This is a genomic window from Nocardia sp. X0981 (assembly GCF_977089955.1).
The window spans coordinates 1,585,204-1,609,632 of sequence record NZ_OZ372435.1 but is presented as its reverse complement, the minus strand read 5'-3'; the positions used below and the strand labels follow the sequence as shown (position 1 = coordinate 1,609,632).

The window sequence follows — 24,429 nt, the reverse complement described above, 5'->3', positions numbered from 1 at the left end:
CCCGGTAGCCGATACCGATATCACCACGGTGACCGACCCGGCTCCGATCGAGTCCGATTCGCAGTCCTGGGCCCGCGCTTGGCGCGATATCCGCGCGGGCTTCCGACAGCGCGAACTATGGCTTTCGCTCGGCTGGCAGGACATCAAGCAGCGCTACCGGCGTTCGGTGCTGGGTCCGTTCTGGATCACCATCGCCACCGGCGTACAGGCCACCGCCATCGGCATCCTGTACGCGGCGCTGCTCGGCCAGCCGCTGACCGAGTACCTGCCCTATGTCGCGGTCGGCCTGATCGTGTGGAACGTCATCAACGCCTCGATCCTGGAGGGCGCGGATGTGTTCATCGCCAACGAGGGGCTGATCAAACAGCTACCGTCGGCGCTGAGCGTGCACGTGTACCGGCTGATCTGGCGGCAGATGCTGTTCTTCGCCCACAACCTGCTGATCTACGTGGTGGTACTGGCGCTGTTCGGCGTCTGGCGCGATCTGCACTGGACCGCGATCTTCGCGCTGCCCGCGCTGGCCCTGCTGTTCCTGAACGCCATGTGGGTCTCGGTACTGTTCGGCATCTTCAGCACCCGCTACCGGGATATCGCACCGATCCTCGGCAGTATGACGCTGATGCTGTTCGTGCTCACGCCGGTGATGTGGAACACCAAGAGCCTGCAGGACCAGGGCGGCGAGGTCGCCGAACGGGCCCGGCTGGCCGAGGTGGTGCCCACCTACCACTACCTGGAGATCGTGCGCGCGCCGCTGCTCGGTGACGACCAGAAGCTGTACCACTGGGCGATCGTCGGCGGTATCACCGTGGTGGGCTGGATCGCCGCGGCGATCGCCATGAAGAAGTTCCGTTCGCGCGTGCCCTACTGGGTCTAGGAGACAGCCGGTCATGACCGATCAGGTGAGTATCGAAACCCGCGACGCGTGGGTGGAATTCCCGATTTTCGACGCGAAATCGCGATCGCTGAAAAAGGCGTTCCTCGGCAAGGCGGGGGGCTCGATCGGGCGCAACCAGTCCGATGTGGTGGTCGTGGAGGCGCTGCGCGACATCACCCTGTCGCTGAAAGAGGGCGACCGGGTGGGGCTGGTCGGCCACAACGGTGCCGGTAAATCCACGCTGCTGCGCCTGCTGTCGGGGATCTACGAACCCTCCCGTGGTAGCGCACGGATCCGCGGCCGGGTGGCGCCGGTGTTCGACCTGGGCGTCGGGATGGACCCGGAGATCTCCGGGTACGAGAACATCATCATTCGCGGGCTGTTCCTCGGACAGACCCGTAAGCAGATGCTGGCCAAGATCGACGAGATCGCCGATTTCACCGAACTCGGCGAATACCTGTCGATGCCGCTGCGTACCTATTCGACCGGGATGCGGGTGCGGCTGGCGATGGGTGTGGTCACCTCCATCGATCCGGAGATCCTGCTGCTGGACGAGGGAATCGGCGCCGTCGACGCGGAATTCATGAAGAAGGCCCGGGTCCGGTTGCAGGAGTTGGTGGCCCGTTCGGGCATCCTGGTATTCGCCAGTCATTCCAACGAGTTCCTGGCGCAGCTCTGCGATACGGCCCTGTGGATCGATCACGGCCGGATCCGGTCGCACGGTGGGATCGAAGAGGTGGTACGGGCCTACGAGGGCCCCGACGCGGGTAATCACGTGGCGACGATATTGCGGGAGCTGGAGGCCGAAAAGGCCGGGAACCGCCCGGATACGACCGGCGAACCGGCGGAGCAGCCGGCCGGCGAACGAGAACTGGAGAGAAATCAGGTATGAGCGGACCCGGGCACCCGGCTGCGAACCCTTCCCCGGAACACGACGCGGCCGCCGCGGTGCTACCGGAAGCGAAGTACGACGCGGACGCCACCATCGTCGCCGTCGTGGTGACGCACAAGCGGCGTGATCTGCTCGCCGAATCGCTGAAAGCCGTGGCCACCCAGTCACGCCCGGTCGATCACCTCATCGTGGTGGACAACGGCAACGAAACCGAGGTGGCCGAACTGGTCGCCGACCAGCCGCTGCAGACGACCTACCTCGGTTCCGCGCACAATCTCGGTGGGGCCGGTGGTTTCGCCCTGGGGATACTGCACGCGCTGAGCCTCGGGGCCGACTGGGTGTGGCTGGCCGACGACGACGGCCGGCCCGAGGGCCCGGACGTGCTGTCGACGCTGTTCGAATGCGCCCGCAGGCACGAACTGGTGGAGGTCTCACCGGTTGTCTGCGATATCGACGAACCGGACCGGCTGGCGTTCCCACTGCGCCGCGGCGTGGTGTGGCGGCGGCTGCGATCCGAACTCGGCAGCGACGATTTCCTGCCCGGAATCGCTTCCCTGTTCAACGGCGCGTTGATCTCGGCGCAGGCGGTGGATGTGATCGGCGTACCGGATCTGCGATTGTTCGTCCGCGGCGACGAGGTCGAGGTGCACCGCCGGCTCGTACGCTCGGGCCTGCCCTTCGGGACCTGCCTGCAGACGGCGTATCTGCACCCCAACGGCGCGGCCGAGTTCAAGCCGATCCTGGGTGGGCGGATGCACACCCAATACCCCGACGATCCGGTGAAGCGGTACTTCACCTATCGCAACCGCGGCTACCTCATGTCCCAGCCGGGTATGCGAAAATTGCTGCCGCAGGAATGGATCCGTTTCTCCTGGTTCTTCCTGGTGACCCGGCGCGATCCGGCCGGCCTGCGCGAATGGTTCCATCTGCGCAGCCTCGGCCGCAACGAGCAGTTCCAGAAGCCGGAGTAACGCGGCGCCCGGATTGCCCGGATCGGTTACCGGCGAGGCAACCAGGGTTGACGGCGAATGCGAGCGATCGCTTCCCTGCGGGTAAGTTCGGCTGGCAAACTGCATGATTCTGGGAGGAAATCGATGAGTTACCCCGGCGGTCAACCGCCACAGGGCCAGCCCGCACCCGGCCAGTACCCGGCACCGCAGCCGCAGTTCGCGCCGCCGCCGGGTTACGGGCAGCCGCAGTATCCAGGGGGACCGCAGGGGGGACAGCCGGGCTACGGCATGCCACCGCAGGGACAGCCGCCGCAGGGCGGATTCGGCCCGCCCGGTGGTCAGCCGCAGTACGCGAGCGGACCGTACGCCCAGCCGCCGGCGCAGTACGGACAGCCGGGCCCCGGCGGTCAGCCGGGTCAGCCGGCGCCGAACGACCCGCCGGGTCTCACGGTCCACTGTTCCTACACCCCGATGGCTTTCCTGCTCGCCATCACCAAACCGAAGATCCTGGTGAACGGCCAGCAGGTGCCGAACACCCGCTGGGGCGTAAACCATGTCCCGGTCGGGGCGGGTAACTACCAGGTCCGGGTGACCACGCCGTGGCTGTTCGATATGGGTCCGGCGGAGGTCCCGGTTCAGGTTCAACCGGGCCAGGCGGTGCGCTACTACTACCGCACACCCGCGCTCATCTTCCTCAACGGCGCCATCGGCCCGGTGCCGCAGAAGACGCCGGGCATGGTCGTGATGTACGTGATCTGGGCGTTCGTCGCCCTCATCTTCCTGCTGAACATCATCCTCATGCTCGTCGCGGTGGCCTGAGAAGGGGCGCTCGGTGAGGGCCGCCCGGCCCCCGTCGAGCGCACCGAGGGCAGGTCACCGGTGGGCACAGCGGACTCACGGACACCGCCCGGCGTCTCTGGGCAACTCGCGGTCCGTTGCCTACTCTCGAATCGGCACGCGCCGGGCGTGGGCTCGCGCCCGGCGGTCGCGACGACAGGAGGGCAGGGCCATGACAGCCACCGGAGACAAACCGCTGAGCGGCCGGACGATGATCATGTCCGGCGGCAGCCGCGGAATCGGCCTGGAGATCGCCAAACGAGCCGCGGCGGACGGCGCGAACATCACCCTGATCGCCAAAACCGATCAACCGCATCCCAAACTTCCCGGCACCATCCACACAGCGGCCGCCGAAATCGAGGCCGCCGGCGGCACGGCGCTGCCCTTCGTCGGCGATATCCGGATCGATGAATCGGTGGCCGAAGCGGTCCGGCAGACCACCGAGCGGTTCGGTGGGATCGATATCGTGGTCAACAACGCTTCCGCCATCGACCTCTCGCCCACCGACGCACTGCCGATGAAGAAGTACGACCTGATGCAGGACATCAACTGCCGCGGCAGTTTCCTGCTGTCGAAGCTGAGCCTGCCGGCCCTGCGCGAATCCGCGGCGGCCGGTCGTAACCCGCATATCCTCACGCTTTCGCCGCCGCTGAATCTCGATCCCAAATGGGCGGGTGCGTCGCTGGGCTACACCATCGCCAAATACGGGATGTCACTGACCACACTGGGGCTGGCCGAGGAACTGAAATCCGACGGTATCGGCGTGAATTCGCTGTGGCCGCGCACCACCATCGCCACCGCGGCGGTGCGCAACCTGCTGGGCGGCGAGGAGATGGTCCGTACCTCGCGCACCCCGGATATCTACGCCGACGCGGCCTATCTGGTGCTCACCGCACCGGCCACCGAGACCACCGGCAACTTCTTCATCGACGACGAGGTACTGGCCGCGCACGGCATCACCGACCTGGACAGATACCGGGTCACCCCGGGCGACGAGCCGCTCACCACGGATCTGTTCCTGTAGGGACGGGGCGGTGACGCCGGACCGGCCGGCGCCACCGCGTCCGCTCAGCCCTGCTTCGGATCGATACCGTACAGCCGCTCCCAGTTCTCCCGGCTGGTGAGTTCGGCATGGGCGGCGCGGTAGCGCTGCTGGAGCGTGGGCAGCTCCTTGTACAGGCGGCGCAGCACACGCACCGTGCGCAGCAGCAGGGCCCGCGCCCTCGCCTTGTCCCGCTTGCGCACCCGGACGCCGGACTGGGAGGCATCGGTGACGACCACATGGTCGAACAGCGACACATGCCACCAGTGCGCGTCTTCGCGGGTGATACCGACCAGACCGTGCTGGACCCGGCCGGTCCACTGCTGGATCGCCCGTTTGATCAGCACCGCCAGCAGCCGGCTCGGTTCACCGCCGGCGCGACGCACCCGGATATCGGCGGATTCCACCGGCGGGGTCGCCGCGGGGTGCTTGACGGTTTCCGGATAGTCGGCGCGGCTGGTCCGCGCGCGGCGCAGTACTTCGGTGCCACCATCGTGCAGGATCGACGGACCCTCCAGGAAGTCCTCGATGCCCTGCAGCGTGGTGTGGGCGAGACCGTACTGCATTCCGACCAGGTACTCGGCGATATTCCGGAAGAGCTGCCGGGTCACGGTGCTCGGATCCAGATCGGCGTGCAGGGAACTGACGATCAGAGAGTTACGGGTACTGAAGTACCGCGCCCAGTCGTCGAAGTCCTTCCAGTAGAAGTCCGCGTGCCAGACCGCCGCGTTGGGCAGGGTGACCGTGACGAACCCGTGTTCGCGGGCGCGCAGCCCGTATTCCACATCGTCCCACTGGAAGAAGATCGGTAGCGGCAGCCCGATCTTCTTCACGACCTCGGCCGGGATGAGGCAGGTCCACCAGGCGTTGTAGCCGGCGTCGACCCGGCGCTCCTGGTTCTTCTTCAGCATGCTGGTGTTGCGCAGCGCCTTGGGCACCTTCTGTCCGTGCATCAGTTTGTGCAGGTGCACATCCTCGGCGCCGACGTTCAGGTAGTCGGGGTTGAGCAGGAACAGCATCTGGGCGCCGACCAGCGTCGGTTCCACGGTGAGGTTGGCGAAGGCCCGCAGGCGCAGCACCGTCTCCGGTTCGCAGAGGATATCGTCGTCCATGAGGATGACATCGGCGTGCTCGTTGGCCGCCGACACCTCGTACAGCCCCCGGGTGAAGCCGCCCGCCCCGCCCAGATTGGGCTGGCGGATATAGCGGAGCTTATCGCCGAGGCCGGGCCGGATCTGCTGGAACAGAGGGCGATTCTCCACCAGGTCGGTGCCCTGGTCCACCACGTACACGGCATCGATAGCGCCGAGCACGGTCTGGTCGGAGGCCAGCGCCGCGACGGTCTCGGCACAGTCCTGGGCGCGGTTGAAGGTGCAGATGGCGATGGCGACCGGGCGCACCGTCTCGGGCGCTTCCGCCGTCCAGGTCAGCTCGGAGACGGCGAGGTCGCCGCCGACAGCGTCGAACTCCAGCCACAGGGCACCGCCGTCGACGAACTGGTCCAGCGGCGCGGTGAGGGTCAGCGGGCCACTGGCGGTGACGTGGGCGGTGCCGACGATACGGCGGTGTCCGGCGATATCGGAGGCCACGATCCGGACTCTCGCCTTCTTACCGACGTGCAGGGTCATCGTCGCCTGCACTTCGGTGACCACGGTCCAGCGCTGCCAGTAGCTGGCGGCGAAACGACCGAAGTAGGTATTGGTGTGTGCGCTGGAGCCCTTTTCCAGACGCAGGCTCAGTCTGTCGCGAGTGGAGCGGCCCTTGACCACCGCGTACAACTCGTCGCTGATCTTCGCCGAGGGCCCGGTGAAAATGCCCCGCGCGAGCACCAGGCGGTCCGGCGCCAGATGGTGTTCGGCGCGCAGCGACTCCGGTGCGACGGCGAAGTGTTCGTTCGTCTCGGTAACGGCCTGCATTGCCGACTGGTCCATGAAGTCCTCGAAATCCTCAATGTCTTGTGCATGAGCGAGCCCCGCGATCGGTCCGCATACCGATGCGCAGACCGAAGCGCAGGTGAAGGTACCGCACTACCACCTCCGGGCCTGTCTCGCTCATACTGGTGCCGACGGGACAGACATGTCCCTGAATACGGTTCGCGGCGCGGCCGAGGATATCAATCGGGCACGCCGGACGCCCGTTCGGATTCGCCCGTGAATACGAACTTGTCGTAGGCCCAATACCGGAACACCACGGCAACCATCTGGCCGATCAACGTTCCGGATATGTTGTCCGCAAGAGGGGTGGACAGGTCCAGGATGTACCGGGAGAAACCCAGGCAGCCCAACTGCAACCCGATCGCGATCACATTGATCACCGCGTACAGCAGATACTCGCGGGCCGGGCTACCGGACTGCTTGTGGGAGAAGGTCCACCACTTGTTACCGAAGTAGGTGACCACGGTGGCCACCGCTATGGCGATGATCTTGGCCGGCAGTGGTACGTCGTACAGCACGCCCTTGCCGTCCCCGACACCCAGGTCGAACACCAGCAGGTTGTAGGTACCGGCGTCGACCAGGAAACCGAGCACCCCGACCACCAGGAAGGCCGCACTCTGCCGCAGCCCGGACCGTACCCGTTCGGACAGCGAACGAGGGGCCGGTGCGTCCGAGTCGACCACGGCCGATGACTCACCAGATGACACCCGCCGACGGTACCGCAGTGACCTGAGCCGCCCGTCCCGGCACGGACCCGGTACTGTGCCGGTGTTCCCCATACCCGCCGATTTCGAGGATTGACCAGGTGGACTCCACCGATCTCCGAATTGCCGCAGTGGTCCCGTGCCACAACGAAGAAGCCTCGGTCGCCAAGGTCGTCACCGACCTCAAAGCCGCGGTGCCCGGAATTGTCGTGTATGTCTACGACAACCTCAGCACCGACGCCACCGCCGAGAAGGCCCGCGCCGCCGGGGCGATCGTCCGTCAGGAACTGGCCAAAGGCAAAGGCAATGTAGTGCGCCGCGCCTTCGCCGATATCGAGGCCGATGTGTACCTCATGATCGACGGCGACGACACCTATGAGGCTTCCGCGGCGCCGGAGATGATCGAAACCCTGCTCTGCGGGCCGTACGACCATGTGCTCGGAGTACGGAAACAGGATGCGGGCGGATCGGCCTACCGGGCCGGTCACGAGACCGGGAACAAAGTGCTGAACGGGGTGGTCGGCAAAGTTTTCGGCGAAAACGTCGAGGATATGCTGAGCGGATTCCGGGTGTTCTCCCGCCGATTCGTGAAAAGTTTTCCCGCCGTCTCCCGGGAATTCGAGATCGAAACCGAACTCACCGTGCATTCGCTGCATCTGCGCGTCCCGCAGACCGCGGTTCCCGTCGGTTTCCGGGACCGTCCGGCGGGCAGTGAGAGCAAACTGCGCACCTATCACGACGGTTTCAAGATCCTGGCCCTGATCATCGGTCTGGCCCGGCACGAACGACCGGTCGCGTTCTACGGACTGTTCGGGACGCTGAGCTGGCTCGTCTCGGTGGTGCTGACCATCCCGATCGTGATCGAGTACTACGACTCCCATACGGTGCCGCGCTTCCCGACCCTGTTCCTGGCGTGCACCCTGCTGCTCGTGGGCTTCCTCGCCTGGACCGCCGGGCTGATCCTGGACGGTATCCGGCGCGGCCGGCACGAGGCCTCCCGCCTCATCTATCTGCGCTACGAGGCACCCGGCGCCGCGGCACTGCCCGAACGCTGGTCCGGGGAAGCCCGGCCCGACCCGGTGACCGGGGATATCCGTTGACCACCGGCACCGAAACCCGCCCTGCTGGATCCGAGCAGGCGGCGGGTGGTTCCGGCAGGTCCCGGCCCGTACGCGCCGCACGCGCCGTAACCCGCCGTTTCGGATCGGCGACCATCGCGTTCGTCCTGCTGGCCGGGATCTTCGGCCTGGTGTTCGCGGTGATGAGCCCCCCGTTCTGGGGCCACGACGAGATCACCCAGTTCGGTCGCGCCTATCAGGTGGCCCACGGCGGCTTCGCCCCCACCGAGATCGAGGACGACCGCGGGGTCGCCTACGGCGGTGAGGTGCCGGCGTCGGTCGAGGCACTCATGGCGCACGCGCTCGACGACTACACCCACAACCCGGGCGAACCGCATCCGATGGTCGCCGAGCCCGGCACCTACGAACGGCTGAGCGACGCCCCGGTCACCGATGAACGCGAAACGGTGTGGTTCACCAATACCGCGGCGTACTCGGCGGTGCCGTATGTGCCCAACGCCCTCGGTATCCGGTTCGCCGAACTGATCGACGCCGATACGGGCGCCCTGCTCCGGATCACCCGTCTCTCCGGGCTGGCCGCCTACCTGCTGGTGGTGGGTTCCGCGCTGTGGACGCTGCGTGCGCACCGGGTGCAGTGGCTGGCCTTCACAGTGGCCGTCCTGCCGATCGCGGTATTCCAGGCGGGCACCGTCACCGCCGATACGCTCACCAACGCGCTGGCCATCCTGGTCTCCGCGCTCCTGGTGAAGGGCCTGTTCCTCGGCGACCGGCTCGGCCGGGCCGAGACCGCGGCGACCCTGGCCACCGCCGTCCTGCTGCCGCTGTGCAAACCGACCTACGTGCTGCTGGCCATGCTGGTGGTGCTGATCCCGGCGGAGCGGATGGGCCTGACCGGCCCGCGGCGGTGGCTCCCGTGGGCCTGTGCCGCGCTGGGCGCCGCCGGATTCGCGGTATGGATGAGGATCGCCGCACCGACCGGCGAGGGCACCAGCCTGATGCGGCCCCCGCACCAGTGGTACACCGTCGACACCGGTGAGCAGCTGATCGGTATCCTGACCGATCCGTTCGGTTTCCTGCGGACGTTCTGGGAGAGCATCCTGCGTCGCGACCAGGAATGGTTCCCCGAGTTCTTCGGCGAACTCGGCTTCGCCTACATCAACGTACCCACCACCGCCATCGTGGCCTGCCTGCTCGCGTTGGCGGTGAGCGTGGGCACCACGGAGCGCTTCGAGCGACCGGATTTCCGGCGCACCCTGGTCGTCGCGCTGACCATGGCCGCGAGCGTCGCGATGATCTACGTGACGCTCTACATGTCGTTCACCCCGGTCGGCTACTACATCATCGACGGCGTCCAGGGCCGCTATTTCGTTCCGCTGGCGATCGTGGCCTTCGCGGTACTGCTGCGCTGGATGCCGCTGCGGCTGCGTGGGCCCGGCGACCGCGCGCCGGGCCGGGGCGCCGAGATGACGATCGTGATCGCGGTGACCATCGCGTTGATCAGCGCGGTGGCGAAGTACCACATCTACGTCTGGGCGTGAGCGGCCGGCCGCGGCCGCTCACGGAACGGAGATGGTGCGCTCTCCCGCCTCGGCGTAGGCACGCTCGGTGGCGGCCTTGACCGGCCGCCACCAGGACTCGTGCTCGCGGTACCAGGCGACGGTGGCGGCCAGACCGGCGCGGAAGTCCGCGTAGCGCGGACTCCAGCCGAGTTCGGTGCGCAGTGGGGTCGCGTCGATCGCATAGCGCTGGTCGTGACCGGCACGATCGGTGACGTGGTCGAAATCACCGGGGTCGCGGCCGAATTCGGCGAGCAGTAATTCGACCACCGTGCGGTTGTCGAGTTCGCCGTCCGCCCCGATCAGATACGTCCGCCCCATCCGGCCCCGCTCCAGCACCGCCCAGACGGCGCGGTTGTGGTCCTCGACGTGGATCCAGTCGCGAATCTGGTGCCCGGCCCCGTACAACCGGGGCCGCGCCCCGTCGATCAGGTTGGTGATCTGGCGCGGAATGAACTTTTCGACGTGCTGGTACGGACCGTAGTTGTTGGAGCAGTTCGACAGCGTGGCACGGATACCGAAGGATCGGACCCAGGCACGGACCAGCATGTCGCTGGCAGCCTTGGTCGCCGAATACGGGCTGGACGGGTTGTAGGGGGTGCTCTCGGTGAACGCGGGGGCCTCCGGTGTCAGATCGCCGTAGACCTCGTCGGTGGAGACGTGGTGATAGCGCACGTCGTGCCGCCGCACCGCCTGCAGCAGCGAATAGGTGCCCACGATATTCGTCTGCACGAACGGCCACGGCTCGGCGAGCGAATTGTCGTTGTGTGATTCGGCGGCGAAATGAACCACCGCGTCGACCCCGCTGACCAGTTCGTCCACCAGGTCCATATCGGCGATATCGCCGTGGACGAAGTCGATCCGGTCGGCCACGGGTTCCAGCGAGGCACGGTTACCCGCGTAGGTGAGGGCGTCCAGCACGGTGACCGTCACCTCCGGGCGTTCGGCGACGGTGTGCTGGACGAAGTTGGCTCCGATGAACCCGGCTCCGCCGGTCACGAGTAGACGCACTGTTCAACTCTACGTCGGGCCCGGATCGCGCCGCGGGTGTCCCACGGACCCGGCCCGCGGTGTCGCGGTGCGCGACCTCGGTGTCCGGCGAGCGCGCCCCACCGGCGACGCCGGCCACAGGTGCCGGCGAGAGGACAAGGGCCAGAGTATTTTCCAGGCCCCACGGCGGCCTGCTCCGAACGGTAAAGATACAGTAAACGCTCGGATTCGGTCGCTGCACCACTGGTCGGGCCGGATGCCATTCGATTCGTTGCGATCTTTTCCCGCACTCCCCACATGAGGTGATCCCACATGCTCGTCCGGAGTTTGACCGCGACCTCGGCGCTGCTCATCGCCGCGCTCGGTATCGCATCCGGTAGTGCCCACGCGGCACCCACGGCCCAGCCGGCGCCGGTCGGCTTCACCGCGGAAGTCGTCGGTAATCAGTCCGTCATCACCACCGATTCCGGGTCGATGGTGGTCGAAGACGGTGTATTCAAGATCGAGTCGCCGGAGGGCACCGTGCTCGCCGGCGCACCGCTGACGTTCCGGGTCGACGATTTCGAGTTCCCGATCGCCGCCGAGATCTCCGGACACACCGCCACTCTCACCCCGCAGCTCGATCCCGCCCAGGCGGTGTACAAGCCGGTCGCCCTGCCCCATCAGGACACGGCCCCCTGGAAAACCCCGTACGACCGCGAGGTCGCCGCCTTCACCCGGCTCAAGGACACCATCGCCACCGGGGCGGCCCTGGGCACCCTGGTCGGTGGCTTGGGCGGCGCCGGGCTCGGCTGTGTACTCGGCGGTATCGCCGGCGCGACCGTGGCCGCGGCGACCATCGTGGGCCTGTTCGGACCGTTCGTACCCGCCGCCGTCATCGGCTGCCTCGGCGGCATCGTCGCCGTCGGCGCGCTCGGTACCGTGGCCGGGCAGCTCCTGGTCACCGCCCCGGTGGCCATCGGCGCGATCATCCAGTACGTCACCACGATCAACGAGCCGTTCCCGGTCAAGTGAACCGCCGGCGGGAACGGTGCACTCGGGTCGGCGCACCGTTCTCGCCTGGTTTTCCGGTCACCGGACGGATGTGGGCCCCGTTCGTGTGCGCGGCGGGGTGGGGCGGCGAATACCGGTGAACGGTGCGAGGTTCGGTCCTGGCATGAAGATCGGAATCAACACCTTCCCCGCGCACCCGGGGCGCGCTGCTGGACGAGCAACTGGAAGCGATCACCCGGATCTGGGCCGAGGAACTGGCCGAATACCACGGCCGCCGAGGCCACCGCCCAGCTCGCGGAGTTCTCCGGCAACGGCCTGCCGGTCACCGTCACTCCGGCACCCGCCGACCCGGAGGTCCTCGACGCCTACGCCGAAGCCGGGGCGGACGGGTGACACTGCGTCCGGACACCCTGCCCGAAGCGGAAACCCTGCGCACCCTGGACGAATTGGTGAAGGTAGCCGACCGGTACCTGAGCTGAGCCGGTCGCCTACGAGGGGCAGGCCCGGCGCATCTACCACGCCGGGCACGAGCACTCGAACCGCTGCCGCACGCAGGCTTCGGAACGGGGGCTGGCACACTGACCGAACATGCGCGGAATCATTCTGGCGGGCGGCACCGGTTCGCGTTTGCATCCGATCACGCGCGGGGTGAGCAAACAGCTGGTCCCGGTCTACGACAAGCCGATGGTCTACTACCCGCTGTCCACCCTCATGCTGGCCGGTATCCGGGACATCCTGGTCATCACCACCCCGGAGGACGCCGAATCGTTCACCCGCCTGCTCGGCGACGGCTCCCAGTTCGGGATCGCCCTCAGCTATGTGGTGCAACCGGTCCCCGACGGCCTGGCCCAGGCCTTCGTCCTCGGCGCCGAGCATATCGGCGGCGATTCCGCCGCGCTGGTGCTGGGCGACAATATCTTCCACGGCCCGGGACTGGGCACCAGTCTGAACCGTTTCACCGATATCGACGGCGGCGCGATCTTCGCCTACCGGGTTTCGGATCCGAGCGCCTACGGTGTGGTCGAATTCACCTCCGAGGGCAAAGCGATCTCCATCGAGGAGAAACCGAAAGCCCCCCGGTCGAACTATGTGGTGCCGGGCCTGTACTTCTACGACAACGATGTGCTGGAAATCGCCCGCCATCTCACTCCGTCCGCTCGCGGCGAATACGAGATCAGCGATATCAACCGCGCCTATCTGGAAGCGGGCAAACTCACTGTCGACGTACTGGCCCGCGGTACCGCCTGGCTGGACACCGGCACTTTCGATTCCCTGCTGGACGCCGCCAACTATGTCCGCACCGTCGAAGAGCGTCAGGGCCTGAAGATCGGTGCCCCGGAGGAGGTCGCGTGGCGGATGGGCTATATCGACGACGAACAGCTGCGCCTGCTCGCCGATCCCCTCCTCCGCTCCGGTTACGGTAGGTACCTGCTCGATCTGCTCGAGCACGGACGAAGTTGGTGAGTGGACAGATGCGGATCAGTGAGATGTCGGTTCCCGGGGCCTGGGTGTTCACCCCGGTGATCCGAGGCGACGACCGGGGCGCCTTCGCCGAAACATTCCGGGCCTCGGAATTCGAGAAGGCCACCGGACGCCCCTTCGATCTGCTGCAGGTGAACACCTCGGTCTCCGCGGCGGGAGTACTGCGCGGTATCCACTACACCGACGATCCGCCGGGGCAGGCGAAATACGTGACCTGCGTGCGCGGGGCCTTCCTGGACGTGGTGGTCGATCTGCGCCCCGGCTCACCCACCTTCGGCCACTGGGACAGCGTGATCCTCGACGATCGCGACAGGCGCTCGGTTTTTCTCGCCGAAGGGCTCGGGCACGCGGTGCTCTCCCTCGAAGACGATTCCACTCTCACCTATCTGTGTTCGCTCGAGTACAGCCCCGAATACGACCACGATCTGGACGCCTTCGATCCGGATCTGGCCATCGACTGGCCGGTTACCGGCCGGGACGGCCGGCGGCTCACTTATCTGCGCTCGCCCAAAGACGCGGCGGCGCCGCGATTGCGGGACCGCTGAGCGGTACCGCCCGCGAGTACGGCGTCCTTTGGATTCGCCGCCCGAGCGATTCGGCAGTATCGTCCCCCTTCGGTGGTCGCGTTCCGGCATTTCCGGCCGGAGGCGGGGGGACCGCCGACCCAGGTGCCCGGCACCAGCCGAACCAGGTTCGCGGGGAATCATCCGCTGACGCACCGGCCATATCGAAATCTTTCCCGGATTTCGCCCCGGAAAGCCGACCGCGGGTCCGCTGTGCGACCTGTACCACTGGCCGACGACTGCGGCCGGAAATGAGAGGAAGCCGACAGTCGAAAAAATTCGCCGTAACGGCGTAACGCTACGGGTACCGGGCACCGATACGACCCATGAAAGCCGGACCTTATCTATACCGGGGAATGGAGATGACAGTGCGTACGACGTTTCCGACTTCCGTCTCGGCGGGCGAGATGACCGCGGCGGCGCGGGACTACGCCCAGCGTGGCTGGAGGGTCGCCGAAACGGCCAACGGCCTGTGCCTGATCACGGATGAGGACCTGTCCGCCGTCGAGGTCACCGGGGAGTTGGCCGCGTCGGTCCGCCGCTACCTGCGCGCGAACAACCTGACCGGCCCGATCATCGAGATCCCGGGCGCCGAGCGCCGGGAGATCCACCTGGTCACCGGCATGCGCAAGGCCGCGCGGGCCGTGGAAGCCCTCCGGCAGGCCGGAGCCGTCGTGTACACCGACGGCGCGGGCGTGCCGCTGCCACCCACCCATCTGTCCGCCGGCTCGGCCACCTGGGGAGTTTCCCCGGACGAGGCCCGCTGGGTGCCGGCGGTGGTGGCGCTCGGCGCCGCGGTACGCGCCTCCCTGGCGCGGCGGCCGCGGCGGCTCACCAGCGTCGCCTGAGAACGTAGCCGAACAGCGCGGAGCCCCGGTCGTCACCGACGACCGGGGCTCCGCGCTGTGGGTTAGCGGATACGGAAGATGACCAGGCGCTGCACCACGAAGTTGATAACGGTGGCCGTACCCTGCGCGATCACGAAGGCCAGGGGGACCCGCCACCACAGGCCCTCGTCGAACGCCTGGTAGCAGACCCAGTTGATCCCGACCTGCACCGTGAACGTCAGCGCGTACAGCACGACCACAGCGATGAAGCGGGCCCGGCTGGGCGGTGCGTTGAAGGTCCAGCGCCGGTTGATCAGATAGGCGGTGGTGGTACCGGCGATGAAACCGATCGCCTTGGCGGGATTCACCGGCAGGCCGGCGACCTCGAGCAGCAGCCAGTACAGCCCGAAATCGACCACCGCCGACAGGGCCCCGGTGGCCACGAATCGCACCAGCTGTGTTCCGAGACCGATCGGGGTGTTCTCCTGTCCAGGATTTTCGATCGCGGACCCATCGGCTGCCGTTTCCCCGGACGGAGGAGAGAATTCCCCGGTGCCGCCCGGCGCTACCCGGGGGCTCCGGCTTACTGCGTTGCTTTCAGGGGGCACCGACGGAAATGTACTTGCCCGGTCCGGGCCGCGGGGGCGGGGGTGGCCGGCGGCGCACCGGCCGCCTTCGGGGGTAACGAAATGAACCGAATTCCGGCGATACCTGTAGCCTCTATGCCGATGTCCACGAAAGCTCCGACCTCGACCCAGGCGTCCGGTACCGACACCCCGCCGGCCGGTGAACGCGATACTGCCGGTGGAGGGTTAACGCTACCCACTCGCACCAAAACGCTCACCGGATGGGCTCGCACCGCGGCTACCTCCGCGGAGGTGCTCTCGACGAGCGACCCCGAACTCATCGCCGCCGCGGTGGCCGCGGTCGCCGAGGACAACGACAGCAAACCGGCGCATCTGCGGCGCGGTGTGATCGCCCGCGGACTCGGCCGTTCCTACGGTGACAACGCGCAGAACGCGGGCGGCCTGGTCATCGATATGACCGCGCTGAACAAGATCCACCGCATCGACCAGGACACCCGGATGGTGGACGTCGACGCGGGCGTGAACCTCGACCAGCTGATGAAGGCCGCGCTGCCGTTCGGCCTGTGGGTACCGGTACTGCCGGGCACCCGCCAGGTCACCGTGGGCGGGGCCATCGGGTCCGATATCCACGGGAAGAACCATCACAGCGCGGGCAGCTTCGGCAACCACGTGCGTTCGATGCAACTGCTCACCGCCGACGGCCAGGTGCAGACCATCAGCCCCAAGAAGAACGCCAAACTGTTCTGGGCCACCATCGGCGGCTGCGGACTGACCGGCATCATCCTGCGGGCGACCATCGAGATGACGCCGACCGAAACCGCGTATTTCATCGCCGACGGCGATGTGACCTCGGGGCTCGATGAAACCATCGCCTTCCACAGCGACGGCTCCGAGGACAACTACGAGTACAGCTCGGCCTGGTTCGACGCGCTGAGCCCGATGCCCAAACTGGGCCGCGCGGTGATCTCCCGGGGCTCGCTGGCCAAACTGGACCAGTTGCCGAGGAAACTGCGCAAGAATCCGCTCGGGTTCACCGGGAAAACCTTCCTGACCTTCCCCGATATCTTCCCGAACGGCCTGCTGAACAACAAGACGTTCACTCTGGCCACCGAGGTCTGGTACCGCAAGGGCGCCACCTACCGGCAGAAGCCGCAGAATCTCACGGCCTTCTATCATCCGCTCGATATGCTGGGTGAATGGAACCGCGCCTACGGTTCTCGCGGTTTCCTGCAGTACCAGTTCGTGGTGCCGCCGGAGGCGGTCGGGGAGTTCCGGCAGATCCTCATCGATATCCAGGCCAGTGGGCACTATTCGTTCCTCAACGTGTTCAAATACTTCGGCGAGGGCAATCAGGCTCCGTTGAGTTTCCCGATGCCGGGTTGGAACGTCTGCCTGGACTTCCCGATCGCACCCGGCCTCAACGAGTTCGTCACCGACCTGGACAAACGCATCCTGGAATTCGGTGGGCGGCTCTACACCGGTAAGGATTCGCGCACCACCGCCGAAACCTTCCATCAGATGTATCCCCGGATCGACGAGTGGATCAAGGTACGCCGCAGCGTCGATCCGACAGGCGTATTCATGTCCGATATGGCGAGAAGGCTGGAGCTTCAGTGATCAACGCGGTAGGCAATCCGCAGTCCATTCTGCTTTTCGGCGGGACCTCGGAAATCGGCCTCGCGATCTGTGCGGAGTACCTGAAGAAGGGCCCGGCCCGGGTGATCCTGGCCACCCTGCCGGGCGACCCGCTACGCGATACCGCCGTCGCGCAGATGAAGGCTTCCGGTGCGAGCGAGGTCGAGGTGATCGATTTCGACGCGCTCGATACCGACAGCCACCCGAAGGTGGTCGAGCAGGCCTGGGCCGAGGGCGATATCGATGTCGCGATCGTGGCGTTCGGGCTGCTGGGCAATGCCGAGGAACTCTGGCAGGACCAGCGCAAAGCGGTACAGATCACGCAGATCAACTACACCGCCGCGGTTTCGGTGGGTGTGCTGATCGGTGAGAAGATGAAGGCTCAGGGTTTCGGCCGGATCATCGCCATGTCGTCCGCGGCGGGTGAGCGGGTGCGGCGCTCCAATTTCGTCTACGGCTCCACCAAGGCCGGTCTGGACGGTTTCTACCTCGGCCTCGGCGAAGCGCTGCGACCGTTCGGGCCGCGGGTGCTGGTGATCCGGCCGGGCCAGGTGCGCACCACGACCACCATCGAACACTGGAAGGCCACCGGCACCAAGGAAGCCCCCTTCACGGTGGACAAGGAAGAGGTGGCCGCGCTGGCCGTGGACGCCTCGGAGAAGGGCAAGGAGCTCATCTGGGCGCCGGGAGCGTTCCGGTACGTGATGATGATCCTGCGCCATATTCCGCGCCCGATCTTCCGCAAGCTTCCCGTCTGATACGAGCGGGCCCGTCCCCCGTGCGTGCACGGGCCCGCGAGAACCCGAAGGGCCGTCGCTACCGGATTCCGCTCCGGTATACGACGGCCCTTCTCGTATTCGGTCCGGCCGACGGGCCGCAATAGCCCGCGGTCGCTGTCACACGCGTGTCATCCGCTGGCCCAGTTCCCGGCGCAGCACCTCCTGAGACGGCAGGCGCCCGAGGACGCGCATCACCGTTGGTCGTAGTTCTCGCTGCTCCTCTTCGGTGAGCAAGCCGACGAGATCGCGCAGTTCCATATCATCGAAGGCCGAGGTCATGCGACCCAGGGTACGGCGCACGACGGCATTCGTCATCCATTCGGGGATTCCCTCACCTGGCAATAAACGTGTATGTGAGGGAGCGCACATGATAGACGAGTTTCGATGTAGGACAGTTCCGTTCAGCTCACCTTGATGGGATCGTCGCCCGCCGTACCGCCGCGAACCTGCTCGGTGATCCGCAACTCCGCCGGTCGCGCGTCGGGACGATGGGGGGTGTAGCGCTCCAGCGAACCCCAGTCCCGCGCCCAATCATCGGCGAGGTAGGTCGCCACCGACTCCGCGTCGAGCAGGAGCTCGGTCCAGCCCAGCGGGCCACCACCGATATGGTCCTGCCACGCGTTCGAGGCATCGGAACCCACCCGGTCGGGCAGAATCCGCCAGCGCGGAACCTCCGCCACCCCGTGGCGGTGATCGAAGGCCCGCTGACAACCGAAGGCCAGGCCCACATGCCAGTCCAGCAACACCGGGTCGGTATGTCCTACAACGGAATCGAGCGTCGCCAGCCGGGGCAGCCGCGGTGGGGTGACGGCCAGCCACTGCCGGCTGGTGATGTCGTTGTCCACGGCGACCAACCGGACCGCGTTCACCTCGCGGGGCAATTGGTCCAGCGGGACCCGCAGATTGCGCCACGACGGGTTGGGGCCGATATCCAGCGGCAGCACCGACCCGAGCACCTGTGTCGTACCGTCCGCGGCGCGGATGCCGTATTCCAGGGTGAGTTCCTGGCCGTAGGTGAGCACGCCGTCGGCGTCCACCGATTTGATCCGCCCGGCGGCGGTGAGCGCCAGCACCCGGTAGGCCGGATCCGCGCGCATCTCGTCGGTGAGGTCCAGCCGGTACCACTGCGAGGTGAGTTTCGCCTGCTCCTGATCGCCGGTTCGGTAACTGCCGAGTACCGGTGTGCGCGCCGGGTCGAGACCGAAGGGCAGGGCCACACTGGAGCCGTTGATCCCGGGCTGAACCGTCGTACCGCCCCCGGTGCCCGCACCGGTGGTGTCGGTGGTCTTGTTCTCGGTATCGGACTCGACGGAATTCGCACCGCCGGAAACGGTTTCCTCGGCATCGGCGGTCAGATCGCCGGCGACACCGTCGGGGGTGAAACCGGTGGTCTCCGTATCGGGTTCGGTGGAGACGAGGCCGTCGGCGGGATCACCGTCGTAGGGCAGCAGCAAGGAATCAGCGGTATCGGTCTCCACCAGCACATCGTCGGCCAGCCCGCACGGTTGCCCCGCCACGGCGCGAATATTGGACTTCGCGATCGAATACGCCGGGTACTGGCCGACGGCGGCCTTGGTCAGCGAGGCGATCTCGAACAGAACCAGCAGTGCCGCGGCGACGGTGAGCGGCGCCGAGGCCCAGCGGCTGTAATACGGCGCGGCCTTCGGCGTCGCGGGCCCGAGGTCCCCTTGGTCTCGGTCCTTCACTCCCCCGCTCGGTCGCTCCGGAATCGAGACCGGCCCCGAACCACGGATGTAGGGGGCGCGGTAGTGCAGCCACAGCGCGGTGAGAAGGGCGAGCACGCTCAGCCCGAGGAACAACGTGGACAAACCCTTGCCCGCGATGAGGGGCGCCTTGTCCCACCACGGGACACCATAGCTGGAGACGTACCACCAACCGTTCGAACCGGTGAAGGTGATCGCCAGCAGGAACAGGACGGCGGCGGTGAACAGCGCCCGGTTGCGCGGGGCCCGGATACCGTTGCTACCCGCCGCGACGGCGGCCAGCGCGGCCAGCGACCCGGCCAGGCCGGCGTAGACGCCGAAGTGGTGCGTCCACTTGGTGGGCGTGAACATCATCAGCAGCAGCGAGGCGAACACGATGCCGAGAATGCGCACCGACGGGCCGCGTGAGGTGCCCGGAATCCGGCCCTTGCTCAGCACCTGCAGAACACAGACCAGCAGGCAGAGCAGCATGAGCAGCACACCGAAACGGCGGGCCAGCGAACCGTCCGGCGACAACATGAGCAACGAATCCCAGCGGGTGCGCTCGTCGAACCACGCCACATTCGGACCCACGGCGGTACGGACCCGGGTGGCCTCCAGCACCGTCGACAGCGTCTGATCCGCGAAGATCACCACCAGAACGAGAGCGCCCGCCGCCAGACCGGGCGCGAGCAGGCTCCCGTAGCGGAAGACCGCACCGGCGCCCGAGGCCCCACGGGCCCTCTTGATGATGATCCGCAGGACGGGCCCGGAACCGGCGATGAGGGCAGCGATGCAGATCAGGCCGGTGGGACCGGCGGCCAGCGAGAACGCCGCGATGAGTACCGCGACCGCGGCCGGGAGCAGCCGGGCGGTGGCGATGGCGCGTTCGATCGAACACCAGGTGAGCAGCGCGCCCGCGGCGATCAGCGGTTCCGGACGCAGACCGTTGTCGTAGGGCAGCCAGAACGCCAGGAACACCAACCCCGCGGTCCACAGCGCGACCCGGTTCCCGCGCACCCGGGCGCCCAGCCGGGGCAGTACCTCCCGGCTGATCACCAGCCAGCAGACGATACCGGCGAACAGCGTGGGCAAGCGCATCCACGGGCTCGATCCCGAGATGTTCGCCATCCACGCCAGCACCTCGTAGGACCAGCCGAACGGCGCCTCCGGCACACCGAACCACCGGTAGTAGTTCGCCAGATACCCGGCCTTCTCCGAGGCCCGGGCCATCGTGAGGATATAGCCGTCGTCGGAGGTGTTGGCCCCGATGATGTGCCAGCCGGCGAGAACGCCCAGCACCGCGCCGTCCGCGAGCCGGAACCGCCACCAGTGCGCGGGCAGGAACCGGCGCGCGCGGCGGCCGTCGGCGGTATCGAGCAGGTGCAGGGCGAACAGGGCGACAGCGGTGAACACGACCGCCGCGACGATCACCGCGAGTTTGAGCGGCGTCGGCGAGGAGCTGAACCGGGAATCGATATCGGCGTGCAACCGGATTCCGTCGAGCCGCGCCTCGTCCAGATCGGTGAACACACCGACCATCTGCGGGCGGATATCCCGATCCACCTGCGCGCGCAACGGCGTTCCGTCCGCGCGGGCGGCGCCGGTGAGCTCGGCGGTGGTCGCGGTGGCAGTCGAGGTGAGCGTCAACGCCTCGCATCCACCCAGTTCGGCGCGGTCGGCTGCCAGCAGCGGCACATCGCGCAACATCACCGACAGCATGTCGCCGGTCACGGTGACGCGCAGCCCGCGCGCCGACGCCTGATCCGATTCGTCCGGAACCGTCGTCACCACGGTGCCCTCGGCCGGGCCCAGCACCGGGCACGGCACCGTGAGATCCAGCCGCAACGGCTGGTAACTCACCAGTGGCGCCTCCACACTCACGGCCCCGGCCTGCGGCCACTCCAGGACGGTGCGCTCCTGGCGCACCGGCAGCAGCGGCGCCAGAATCGCCAGGACGAACCCGAGTAACCCGGATACGAGGGCCAGTAGGCGGATACGGTTCAACACTCGAGGAGATCGGTCCGGTCGCACGGGGCTCGACTCTAGCCAGCCCGCCGCCGACGGGTTTCGGCGCAGCGGGCGAAATCGCTCAGCGCTGCACCACGACCAGCGTGAACGGCCCGATATCGGTGATGGTGAAGCGCGCGTCATCGAACAGCGCCGCGGGGAAGGACACGGTGTCCCGGCGGACGTTGGGGTCGTTCGGGTAGACGTCTGCCGCCAACCTCAGTGTGTAATCGTCGCCGCTGCGGCGGAACAGGAAAGCGTCCGGGGCCCGCCAGGGCGCGGCGGCCAGCGCCTCGAGGAGTTCGTCGGGTGTGCTCAGCTCACTCCAGCGCTCGATCGCCGCGGAGCGGTCGGCGTATTCGGCGAGCGGGTTCGCGTAATGCGAGGTCATGCCCTGGAAACCGAAGTACGGGTAGTAGGCGAGGAAGGTGGTGTCACCGGTGAGCAGCACCGTCTCCGACGGTGGGCGGCCGGTCTGTGCCCGCAGGGCGTCGTCGATATGCCGGTAGTGCCGGACGGCCGAGGGATCACGCCGGTCGGCGCGTACTCCGTCGCCGTCGGTATCGGTGTAGGCCGTGGTGATCTCGGGGGCCAGTACCTGCGGGATGTCCTGGCAGTAGGCCAGGGCGCCCACCGTCGCGAGGGCGATGGCCACCCAGCGGAACCGCGCCGGTTCGTTGAGTGCCTGATAGACGGCGCGCGCTCCCTCCACGAAACCGAACCCGCCCGCCGCGGCCAGCAGTACCAGCAGCACCGGCTCCAGCCGGAACGACAGCAGGGTGGTACCCGCCACGGTGGCCAGCATCGACAGCAGTGACCACAGGTAGACCGCGACCACCCCCAGCCCCAGCGACTGCGCCCGCCGCGAGGAACTCGCCCGCATCACCAACCAGATGGTGCCCACCAGGCACAGGGCACCGAGCAGCGAGAAATGCGCCATCGGCAGCGGTAGCTCGGACCCCGCTTCGGGCAGATAGTGGAACGCGCCGCCGGACGGGAACGCCGGACGGTCCAGCATGCGCAGCAGGAACGGCACGAAAACCGGTAGCGCCACCACCGCCGCGACCACACCCATCACGATCAGGCGTATCAGCGGCGCGACCACGGCCTGTCGCACACCGGTCACCGATTGCGGGCCACCGGTATGCGCCGCGAGCCGGCGGGGGGCCCGGGCGGCGTACCGTGCCCGCACCCCCAGCCCGGCCGCGACCAGCGCCATGAGCACCACGGTGAACACCGCGAAGGCGAAATACAGGGTGTAGCAGGCGGCGGCGACACCGAGGAACAACCCCGTGCCCAGGACCGCTCCCCAGCCCCCGGCCGTAACGCCGCGTTCGGCGACCGCGCCCGGTGCGGCGGCATCCGGGTCGCCCGCCGCCTGCCCACCGGCCGGCGTATCCGCCCGGGTTCCGGCGCGGACGAGCTCGGCGGGCCGGTACAGCGCCCCCCAGGCCATGACGAACACCGGCGGGAGCAGGATGGCGATCACCGCGCCATACGCCTCCGGCGCGGCATAGGTCACCGCCACGGCGGTGACCGCGCTGGTCACCCCCACCGCCCAGTCCGCGCGGATCAACTGCGTCCACAGCACCAGCGCCACCACCGCCGCCACCGCGATGGTTCCGATCGCGTACGGCTTGAAAACCTCCCAGCCGTCCATACCGAGCACATTCGCGACACGCCCGCCCACCCAGAACCAGCCGGCCGGGTAGAAGGGCGGTAGGTCCGCGTAGGTCATATCGCGCAGCGCGGCGCTGTCGGTGAGCCGGGTCAGGTATTCGGTGCGGAACTCCTGATCCACCGAAACGCCGAAGAGATACAGCTTGGTCGCCGCCAGCGGCATCCCCAGGGTGACCGTGACGAACGCCGAGATACCCGTCCAGGAAAGAGCTTTCGCGAGCCACCGGGACCGCCGCAGGCGCAGCAGTGCGATCGAGGCCGCCACCAGCGCCGCCGCGGCCACCTGCCCCACCGTGGTGAGCGCCCGCACCACATTCGACGAGTTGAACGCGGGCCAGTCGACCAGCGAGAAAGCGGTCAGCCCGATGGCGACCACCGCCACGGCGACCACCGTGGCGAGTACCGCCTCACCGATTCCGGCCCCGACCTGACGCACAAACCGCGCGCCGCGACTCGTCGTCATCGGCGTCCATACCTCCGGCTTCGATCCACCTACTGGGCGTCGGTCAGCCTAGTGCAGGCGGCATCCGGCGGCCGCGCGCGACGACAAGGTCCCGGCGGAGCGGCGGTCGCGCCGGTGTTCGTCAGCCGCCGAGCTCGATGGGGCCCTCGTATACGTTGATCTGCTCGACTTCTACCGAGAGCCTGGAAGCGGTCACGAAATCGGAGTCGTCGTGCACGATGACGAGACCGTGATGCACTGCGGTCGCGCATACTTGGAGATCCACTGCGGATAAGCAACGTTGATTGCCCAGTTCGGCGGCGTGGTACTGGATCTTGCCGATCCACTGGCCGGCCCACTTGGGAACCGCCACGTCTCGGTAGAGGGTGTCGAACATTCGGCAGTAATCCGAGTACTCCTTCAAATTTCGTGCCGATGCCAGGAATTCGCTGCGCTGCGGATAGCACGAACAGAAGCCACCATCTGCCAGAGTTTCCCGCCAGCGGTCCAGTACCGCCCGGTCCCGCAGGATGCGCCACAGGGCCGAAGAGTCGACCAGGTACCCGGTCACTGTTCGTAGGCTCTTTTCTCTGCCTGATGCGCGGCCTCGGCACCCTCTATATCCCAGCTGCGCGCGAGCTCGAAGTAGTAGTCGACCGCGGCGGCGCGGTCCAGGCGCTGATTGTACTGACGCAAGGCTTCGGCGACGGCGGCTGTCTTCGTCTTGTGCCCACCGAGCTTCTTGGCTTTCTCCAGTTCCTCGTCGTCGATATCGATATGGGTGAGCGACACAGCGGACCTCCTGTACATTATCACCCGATCAGGTGAGTGAAATTGTACATCGGGTCCGCCGGTGCCGCTCATTTCCGG

The 24,429-nt window shown here is 67.2% G+C and carries 23 protein-coding genes; 13 read left to right on the top strand and 10 right to left on the bottom strand.

The features are described 5' to 3' along the window. Positions 1-19: 19 nt before the first annotated feature. The 5 genes from wzm to ACYR7D_RS07015 all read left to right on the top strand — a co-directional run bounded on the left by wzm (position 20) and on the right by ACYR7D_RS07015 (position 4,577). Entirely contained in the window at positions 20-874 is an 855-nt protein-coding gene (gene wzm / locus ACYR7D_RS07035; protein ID WP_459550060.1) for a galactan export ABC transporter permease subunit Wzm/RfbD, read from the top strand. Positions 875-887: 13 nt separating this feature from the next. Beyond that, a complete protein-coding gene (wzt, locus tag ACYR7D_RS07030) occupies positions 888-1,766 on the top strand; it encodes a galactan export ABC transporter ATP-binding subunit Wzt/RfbE (RefSeq protein ID WP_459548814.1) in 879 nt (292 codons plus the stop codon). Further along, positions 1,763-2,737 (top strand): galactofuranosyltransferase GlfT1, encoded by a 975-nt coding sequence (gene glfT1, locus ACYR7D_RS07025; protein ID WP_459548813.1) that lies wholly within the window; start codon positions 1,763-1,765, stop codon positions 2,735-2,737. Before wzt ends, glfT1 begins: the two co-directional genes overlap by 4 nt. A gap of 123 nt (positions 2,738-2,860) precedes the next feature. Next, positions 2,861-3,535: a hypothetical protein gene (locus ACYR7D_RS07020; RefSeq protein ID WP_459548812.1), complete on the top strand. Its 675-nt coding sequence runs from the start codon at positions 2,861-2,863 to the stop codon at positions 3,533-3,535. Between the two features lie 190 nt (positions 3,536-3,725). Next, the gene (locus tag ACYR7D_RS07015; protein WP_459548811.1) at positions 3,726-4,577 is read left to right on the top strand and encodes an SDR family oxidoreductase; all 852 of its coding nucleotides are present in this window, start codon (positions 3,726-3,728) and stop codon (positions 4,575-4,577) included. A 44-nt stretch (positions 4,578-4,621) separates the two neighbouring features. Here the strand turns inward: ACYR7D_RS07015 and ACYR7D_RS07010 are convergent, their stop codons facing one another. Together ACYR7D_RS07010 and ACYR7D_RS07005 are read right to left on the bottom strand one after the other, a co-directional pair. Further along, positions 4,622-6,526: a glycosyltransferase gene (locus tag ACYR7D_RS07010; protein ID WP_459548810.1), complete on the bottom strand. Its 1,905-nt coding sequence runs from the start codon at positions 6,524-6,526 to the stop codon at positions 4,622-4,624. A 182-nt stretch (positions 6,527-6,708) separates the two neighbouring features. Beyond that, the gene (locus tag ACYR7D_RS07005) at positions 6,709-7,236 is read right to left on the bottom strand and encodes a GtrA family protein (protein ID WP_459548809.1); all 528 of its coding nucleotides are present in this window, start codon (positions 7,234-7,236) and stop codon (positions 6,709-6,711) included. Positions 7,237-7,334: 98 nt separating this feature from the next. Between ACYR7D_RS07005 and ACYR7D_RS07000 the strand changes: the two genes are divergently transcribed. Then, the gene (locus ACYR7D_RS07000) at positions 7,335-8,333 is read left to right on the top strand and encodes a glycosyltransferase (protein WP_459548808.1); all 999 of its coding nucleotides are present in this window, start codon (positions 7,335-7,337) and stop codon (positions 8,331-8,333) included. Next, on the top strand, positions 8,330-9,850 hold the full coding sequence (locus tag ACYR7D_RS06995; RefSeq protein ID WP_459548807.1) for a DUF2142 domain-containing protein: 1,521 nt from the start codon (positions 8,330-8,332) through the stop codon (positions 9,848-9,850). Before ACYR7D_RS07000 ends, ACYR7D_RS06995 begins: the two co-directional genes overlap by 4 nt. 18 nt (positions 9,851-9,868) lie before the next feature. Here the strand turns inward: ACYR7D_RS06995 and rfbB are convergent, their stop codons facing one another. Continuing rightward, positions 9,869-10,879 (bottom strand): dTDP-glucose 4,6-dehydratase, encoded by a 1,011-nt coding sequence (rfbB, locus tag ACYR7D_RS06990; RefSeq protein ID WP_459548806.1) that lies wholly within the window; start codon positions 10,877-10,879, stop codon positions 9,869-9,871. A gap of 291 nt (positions 10,880-11,170) precedes the next feature. Here rfbB and ACYR7D_RS06985 point away from each other — a divergent pair, with 291 nt between their 5' ends. After that, positions 11,171-11,872 carry a hypothetical protein gene (locus ACYR7D_RS06985; protein WP_459548805.1) on the top strand — a complete coding sequence of 234 codons (702 nt, stop codon included), beginning with the start codon at positions 11,171-11,173 and terminating at the stop codon, positions 11,870-11,872. 155 nt (positions 11,873-12,027) lie between these two features. Here the strand turns inward: ACYR7D_RS06985 and ACYR7D_RS06980 are convergent, their stop codons facing one another. Then, positions 12,028-12,177, bottom strand: a complete 150-nt coding sequence (locus ACYR7D_RS06980) for a hypothetical protein (RefSeq protein WP_459548804.1) — start codon at positions 12,175-12,177, stop codon at positions 12,028-12,030. Positions 12,178-12,439: 262 nt separating this feature from the next. On the opposite strand from ACYR7D_RS06980, the gene rfbA reads away from it, so the two are divergent. The 3 genes from rfbA (at position 12,440) to ACYR7D_RS06965 (ending at position 14,744) form a co-directional block, all read left to right on the top strand. Then, complete coding sequence (gene rfbA / locus ACYR7D_RS06975; protein WP_459548803.1) at positions 12,440-13,315, top strand: glucose-1-phosphate thymidylyltransferase RfbA; 876 nt, start codon at positions 12,440-12,442, stop codon at positions 13,313-13,315. An 8-nt stretch (positions 13,316-13,323) separates the two neighbouring features. Next, on the top strand, positions 13,324-13,878 hold the full coding sequence (locus tag ACYR7D_RS06970; protein WP_459550059.1) for a dTDP-4-dehydrorhamnose 3,5-epimerase family protein: 555 nt from the start codon (positions 13,324-13,326) through the stop codon (positions 13,876-13,878). Positions 13,879-14,252: 374 nt separating this feature from the next. Next, the gene (locus tag ACYR7D_RS06965) at positions 14,253-14,744 is read left to right on the top strand and encodes a hypothetical protein (RefSeq protein WP_459548802.1); all 492 of its coding nucleotides are present in this window, start codon (positions 14,253-14,255) and stop codon (positions 14,742-14,744) included. A 62-nt stretch (positions 14,745-14,806) separates the two neighbouring features. Here the strand turns inward: ACYR7D_RS06965 and ACYR7D_RS06960 are convergent, their stop codons facing one another. Then, positions 14,807-15,226 (bottom strand): GtrA family protein, encoded by a 420-nt coding sequence (locus tag ACYR7D_RS06960; RefSeq protein WP_459550058.1) that lies wholly within the window; start codon positions 15,224-15,226, stop codon positions 14,807-14,809. Positions 15,227-15,445: 219 nt separating this feature from the next. Between ACYR7D_RS06960 and ACYR7D_RS06955 the strand changes: the two genes are divergently transcribed. Both ACYR7D_RS06955 and ACYR7D_RS06950 read left to right on the top strand, forming a co-directional pair. Then, positions 15,446-16,927 carry an FAD-binding oxidoreductase gene (locus tag ACYR7D_RS06955; protein ID WP_459548801.1) on the top strand — a complete coding sequence of 494 codons (1,482 nt, stop codon included), beginning with the start codon at positions 15,446-15,448 and terminating at the stop codon, positions 16,925-16,927. Beyond that, complete coding sequence (locus ACYR7D_RS06950; protein WP_459548800.1) at positions 16,924-17,703, top strand: decaprenylphospho-beta-D-erythro-pentofuranosid-2-ulose 2-reductase; 780 nt, start codon at positions 16,924-16,926, stop codon at positions 17,701-17,703. The genes ACYR7D_RS06955 and ACYR7D_RS06950 overlap by 4 nt, the downstream gene beginning before the upstream one ends. Before the next feature lie 138 nt (positions 17,704-17,841). Here ACYR7D_RS06950 and ACYR7D_RS06945 read toward each other — a convergent pair whose 3' ends face one another. The 5 genes from ACYR7D_RS06945 to ACYR7D_RS06925 form a co-directional block, all read right to left on the bottom strand. Continuing rightward, positions 17,842-18,039, bottom strand: coding sequence for a hypothetical protein (locus ACYR7D_RS06945; protein ID WP_459548799.1), 198 nt, complete (start codon positions 18,037-18,039; stop codon positions 17,842-17,844). A gap of 86 nt (positions 18,040-18,125) precedes the next feature. Beyond that, positions 18,126-21,437, bottom strand: a complete 3,312-nt coding sequence (locus ACYR7D_RS06940; protein ID WP_459548798.1) for an arabinosyltransferase domain-containing protein — start codon at positions 21,435-21,437, stop codon at positions 18,126-18,128. Between the two features lie 82 nt (positions 21,438-21,519). Next, entirely contained in the window at positions 21,520-23,580 is a 2,061-nt protein-coding gene (locus ACYR7D_RS06935; protein ID WP_459548797.1) for an arabinofuranosyltransferase, read from the bottom strand. Positions 23,581-23,701: 121 nt separating this feature from the next. Beyond that, the gene (locus ACYR7D_RS06930) at positions 23,702-24,130 is read right to left on the bottom strand and encodes a PIN domain-containing protein (protein ID WP_459548796.1); all 429 of its coding nucleotides are present in this window, start codon (positions 24,128-24,130) and stop codon (positions 23,702-23,704) included. Then, the gene (locus ACYR7D_RS06925; protein ID WP_459548795.1) at positions 24,127-24,351 is read right to left on the bottom strand and encodes a type II toxin-antitoxin system VapB family antitoxin; all 225 of its coding nucleotides are present in this window, start codon (positions 24,349-24,351) and stop codon (positions 24,127-24,129) included. Before ACYR7D_RS06925 ends, ACYR7D_RS06930 begins: the two co-directional genes overlap by 4 nt. Positions 24,352-24,429: the final 78 nt, after the last annotated feature.

What these genes read in the sequence shown, in the direction of transcription:
- ACYR7D_RS06955 (WP_459548801.1), top strand. Translation starts at nt 15,446, where the DNA reads ATGCCGATGTCCACGAAAGCTCCGACCTCGACCCAGGCGTCCGGTACC.
- ACYR7D_RS07010 (WP_459548810.1), bottom strand. Translation starts at nt 6,526, where the DNA reads ATGGACCAGTCGGCAATGCAGGCCGTTACCGAGACGAACGAACACTTC.
- ACYR7D_RS06945 (WP_459548799.1), bottom strand. Translation starts at nt 18,039, where the DNA reads ATGACGAATGCCGTCGTGCGCCGTACCCTGGGTCGCATGACCTCGGCC.
- ACYR7D_RS06965 (WP_459548802.1), top strand. Translation starts at nt 14,253, where the DNA reads ATGGAGATGACAGTGCGTACGACGTTTCCGACTTCCGTCTCGGCGGGC.
- ACYR7D_RS07020 (WP_459548812.1), top strand. Translation starts at nt 2,861, where the DNA reads ATGAGTTACCCCGGCGGTCAACCGCCACAGGGCCAGCCCGCACCCGGC.
- rfbA (WP_459548803.1), top strand. Translation starts at nt 12,440, where the DNA reads ATGCGCGGAATCATTCTGGCGGGCGGCACCGGTTCGCGTTTGCATCCG.
- glfT1 (WP_459548813.1), top strand. Translation starts at nt 1,763, where the DNA reads ATGAGCGGACCCGGGCACCCGGCTGCGAACCCTTCCCCGGAACACGAC.
- ACYR7D_RS06935 (WP_459548797.1), bottom strand. Translation starts at nt 23,580, where the DNA reads ATGACGACGAGTCGCGGCGCGCGGTTTGTGCGTCAGGTCGGGGCCGGA.
- ACYR7D_RS07015 (WP_459548811.1), top strand. Translation starts at nt 3,726, where the DNA reads ATGACAGCCACCGGAGACAAACCGCTGAGCGGCCGGACGATGATCATG.
- ACYR7D_RS06985 (WP_459548805.1), top strand. Translation starts at nt 11,171, where the DNA reads ATGCTCGTCCGGAGTTTGACCGCGACCTCGGCGCTGCTCATCGCCGCG.
- ACYR7D_RS06970 (WP_459550059.1), top strand. Translation starts at nt 13,324, where the DNA reads ATGCGGATCAGTGAGATGTCGGTTCCCGGGGCCTGGGTGTTCACCCCG.
- wzt (WP_459548814.1), top strand. Translation starts at nt 888, where the DNA reads ATGACCGATCAGGTGAGTATCGAAACCCGCGACGCGTGGGTGGAATTC.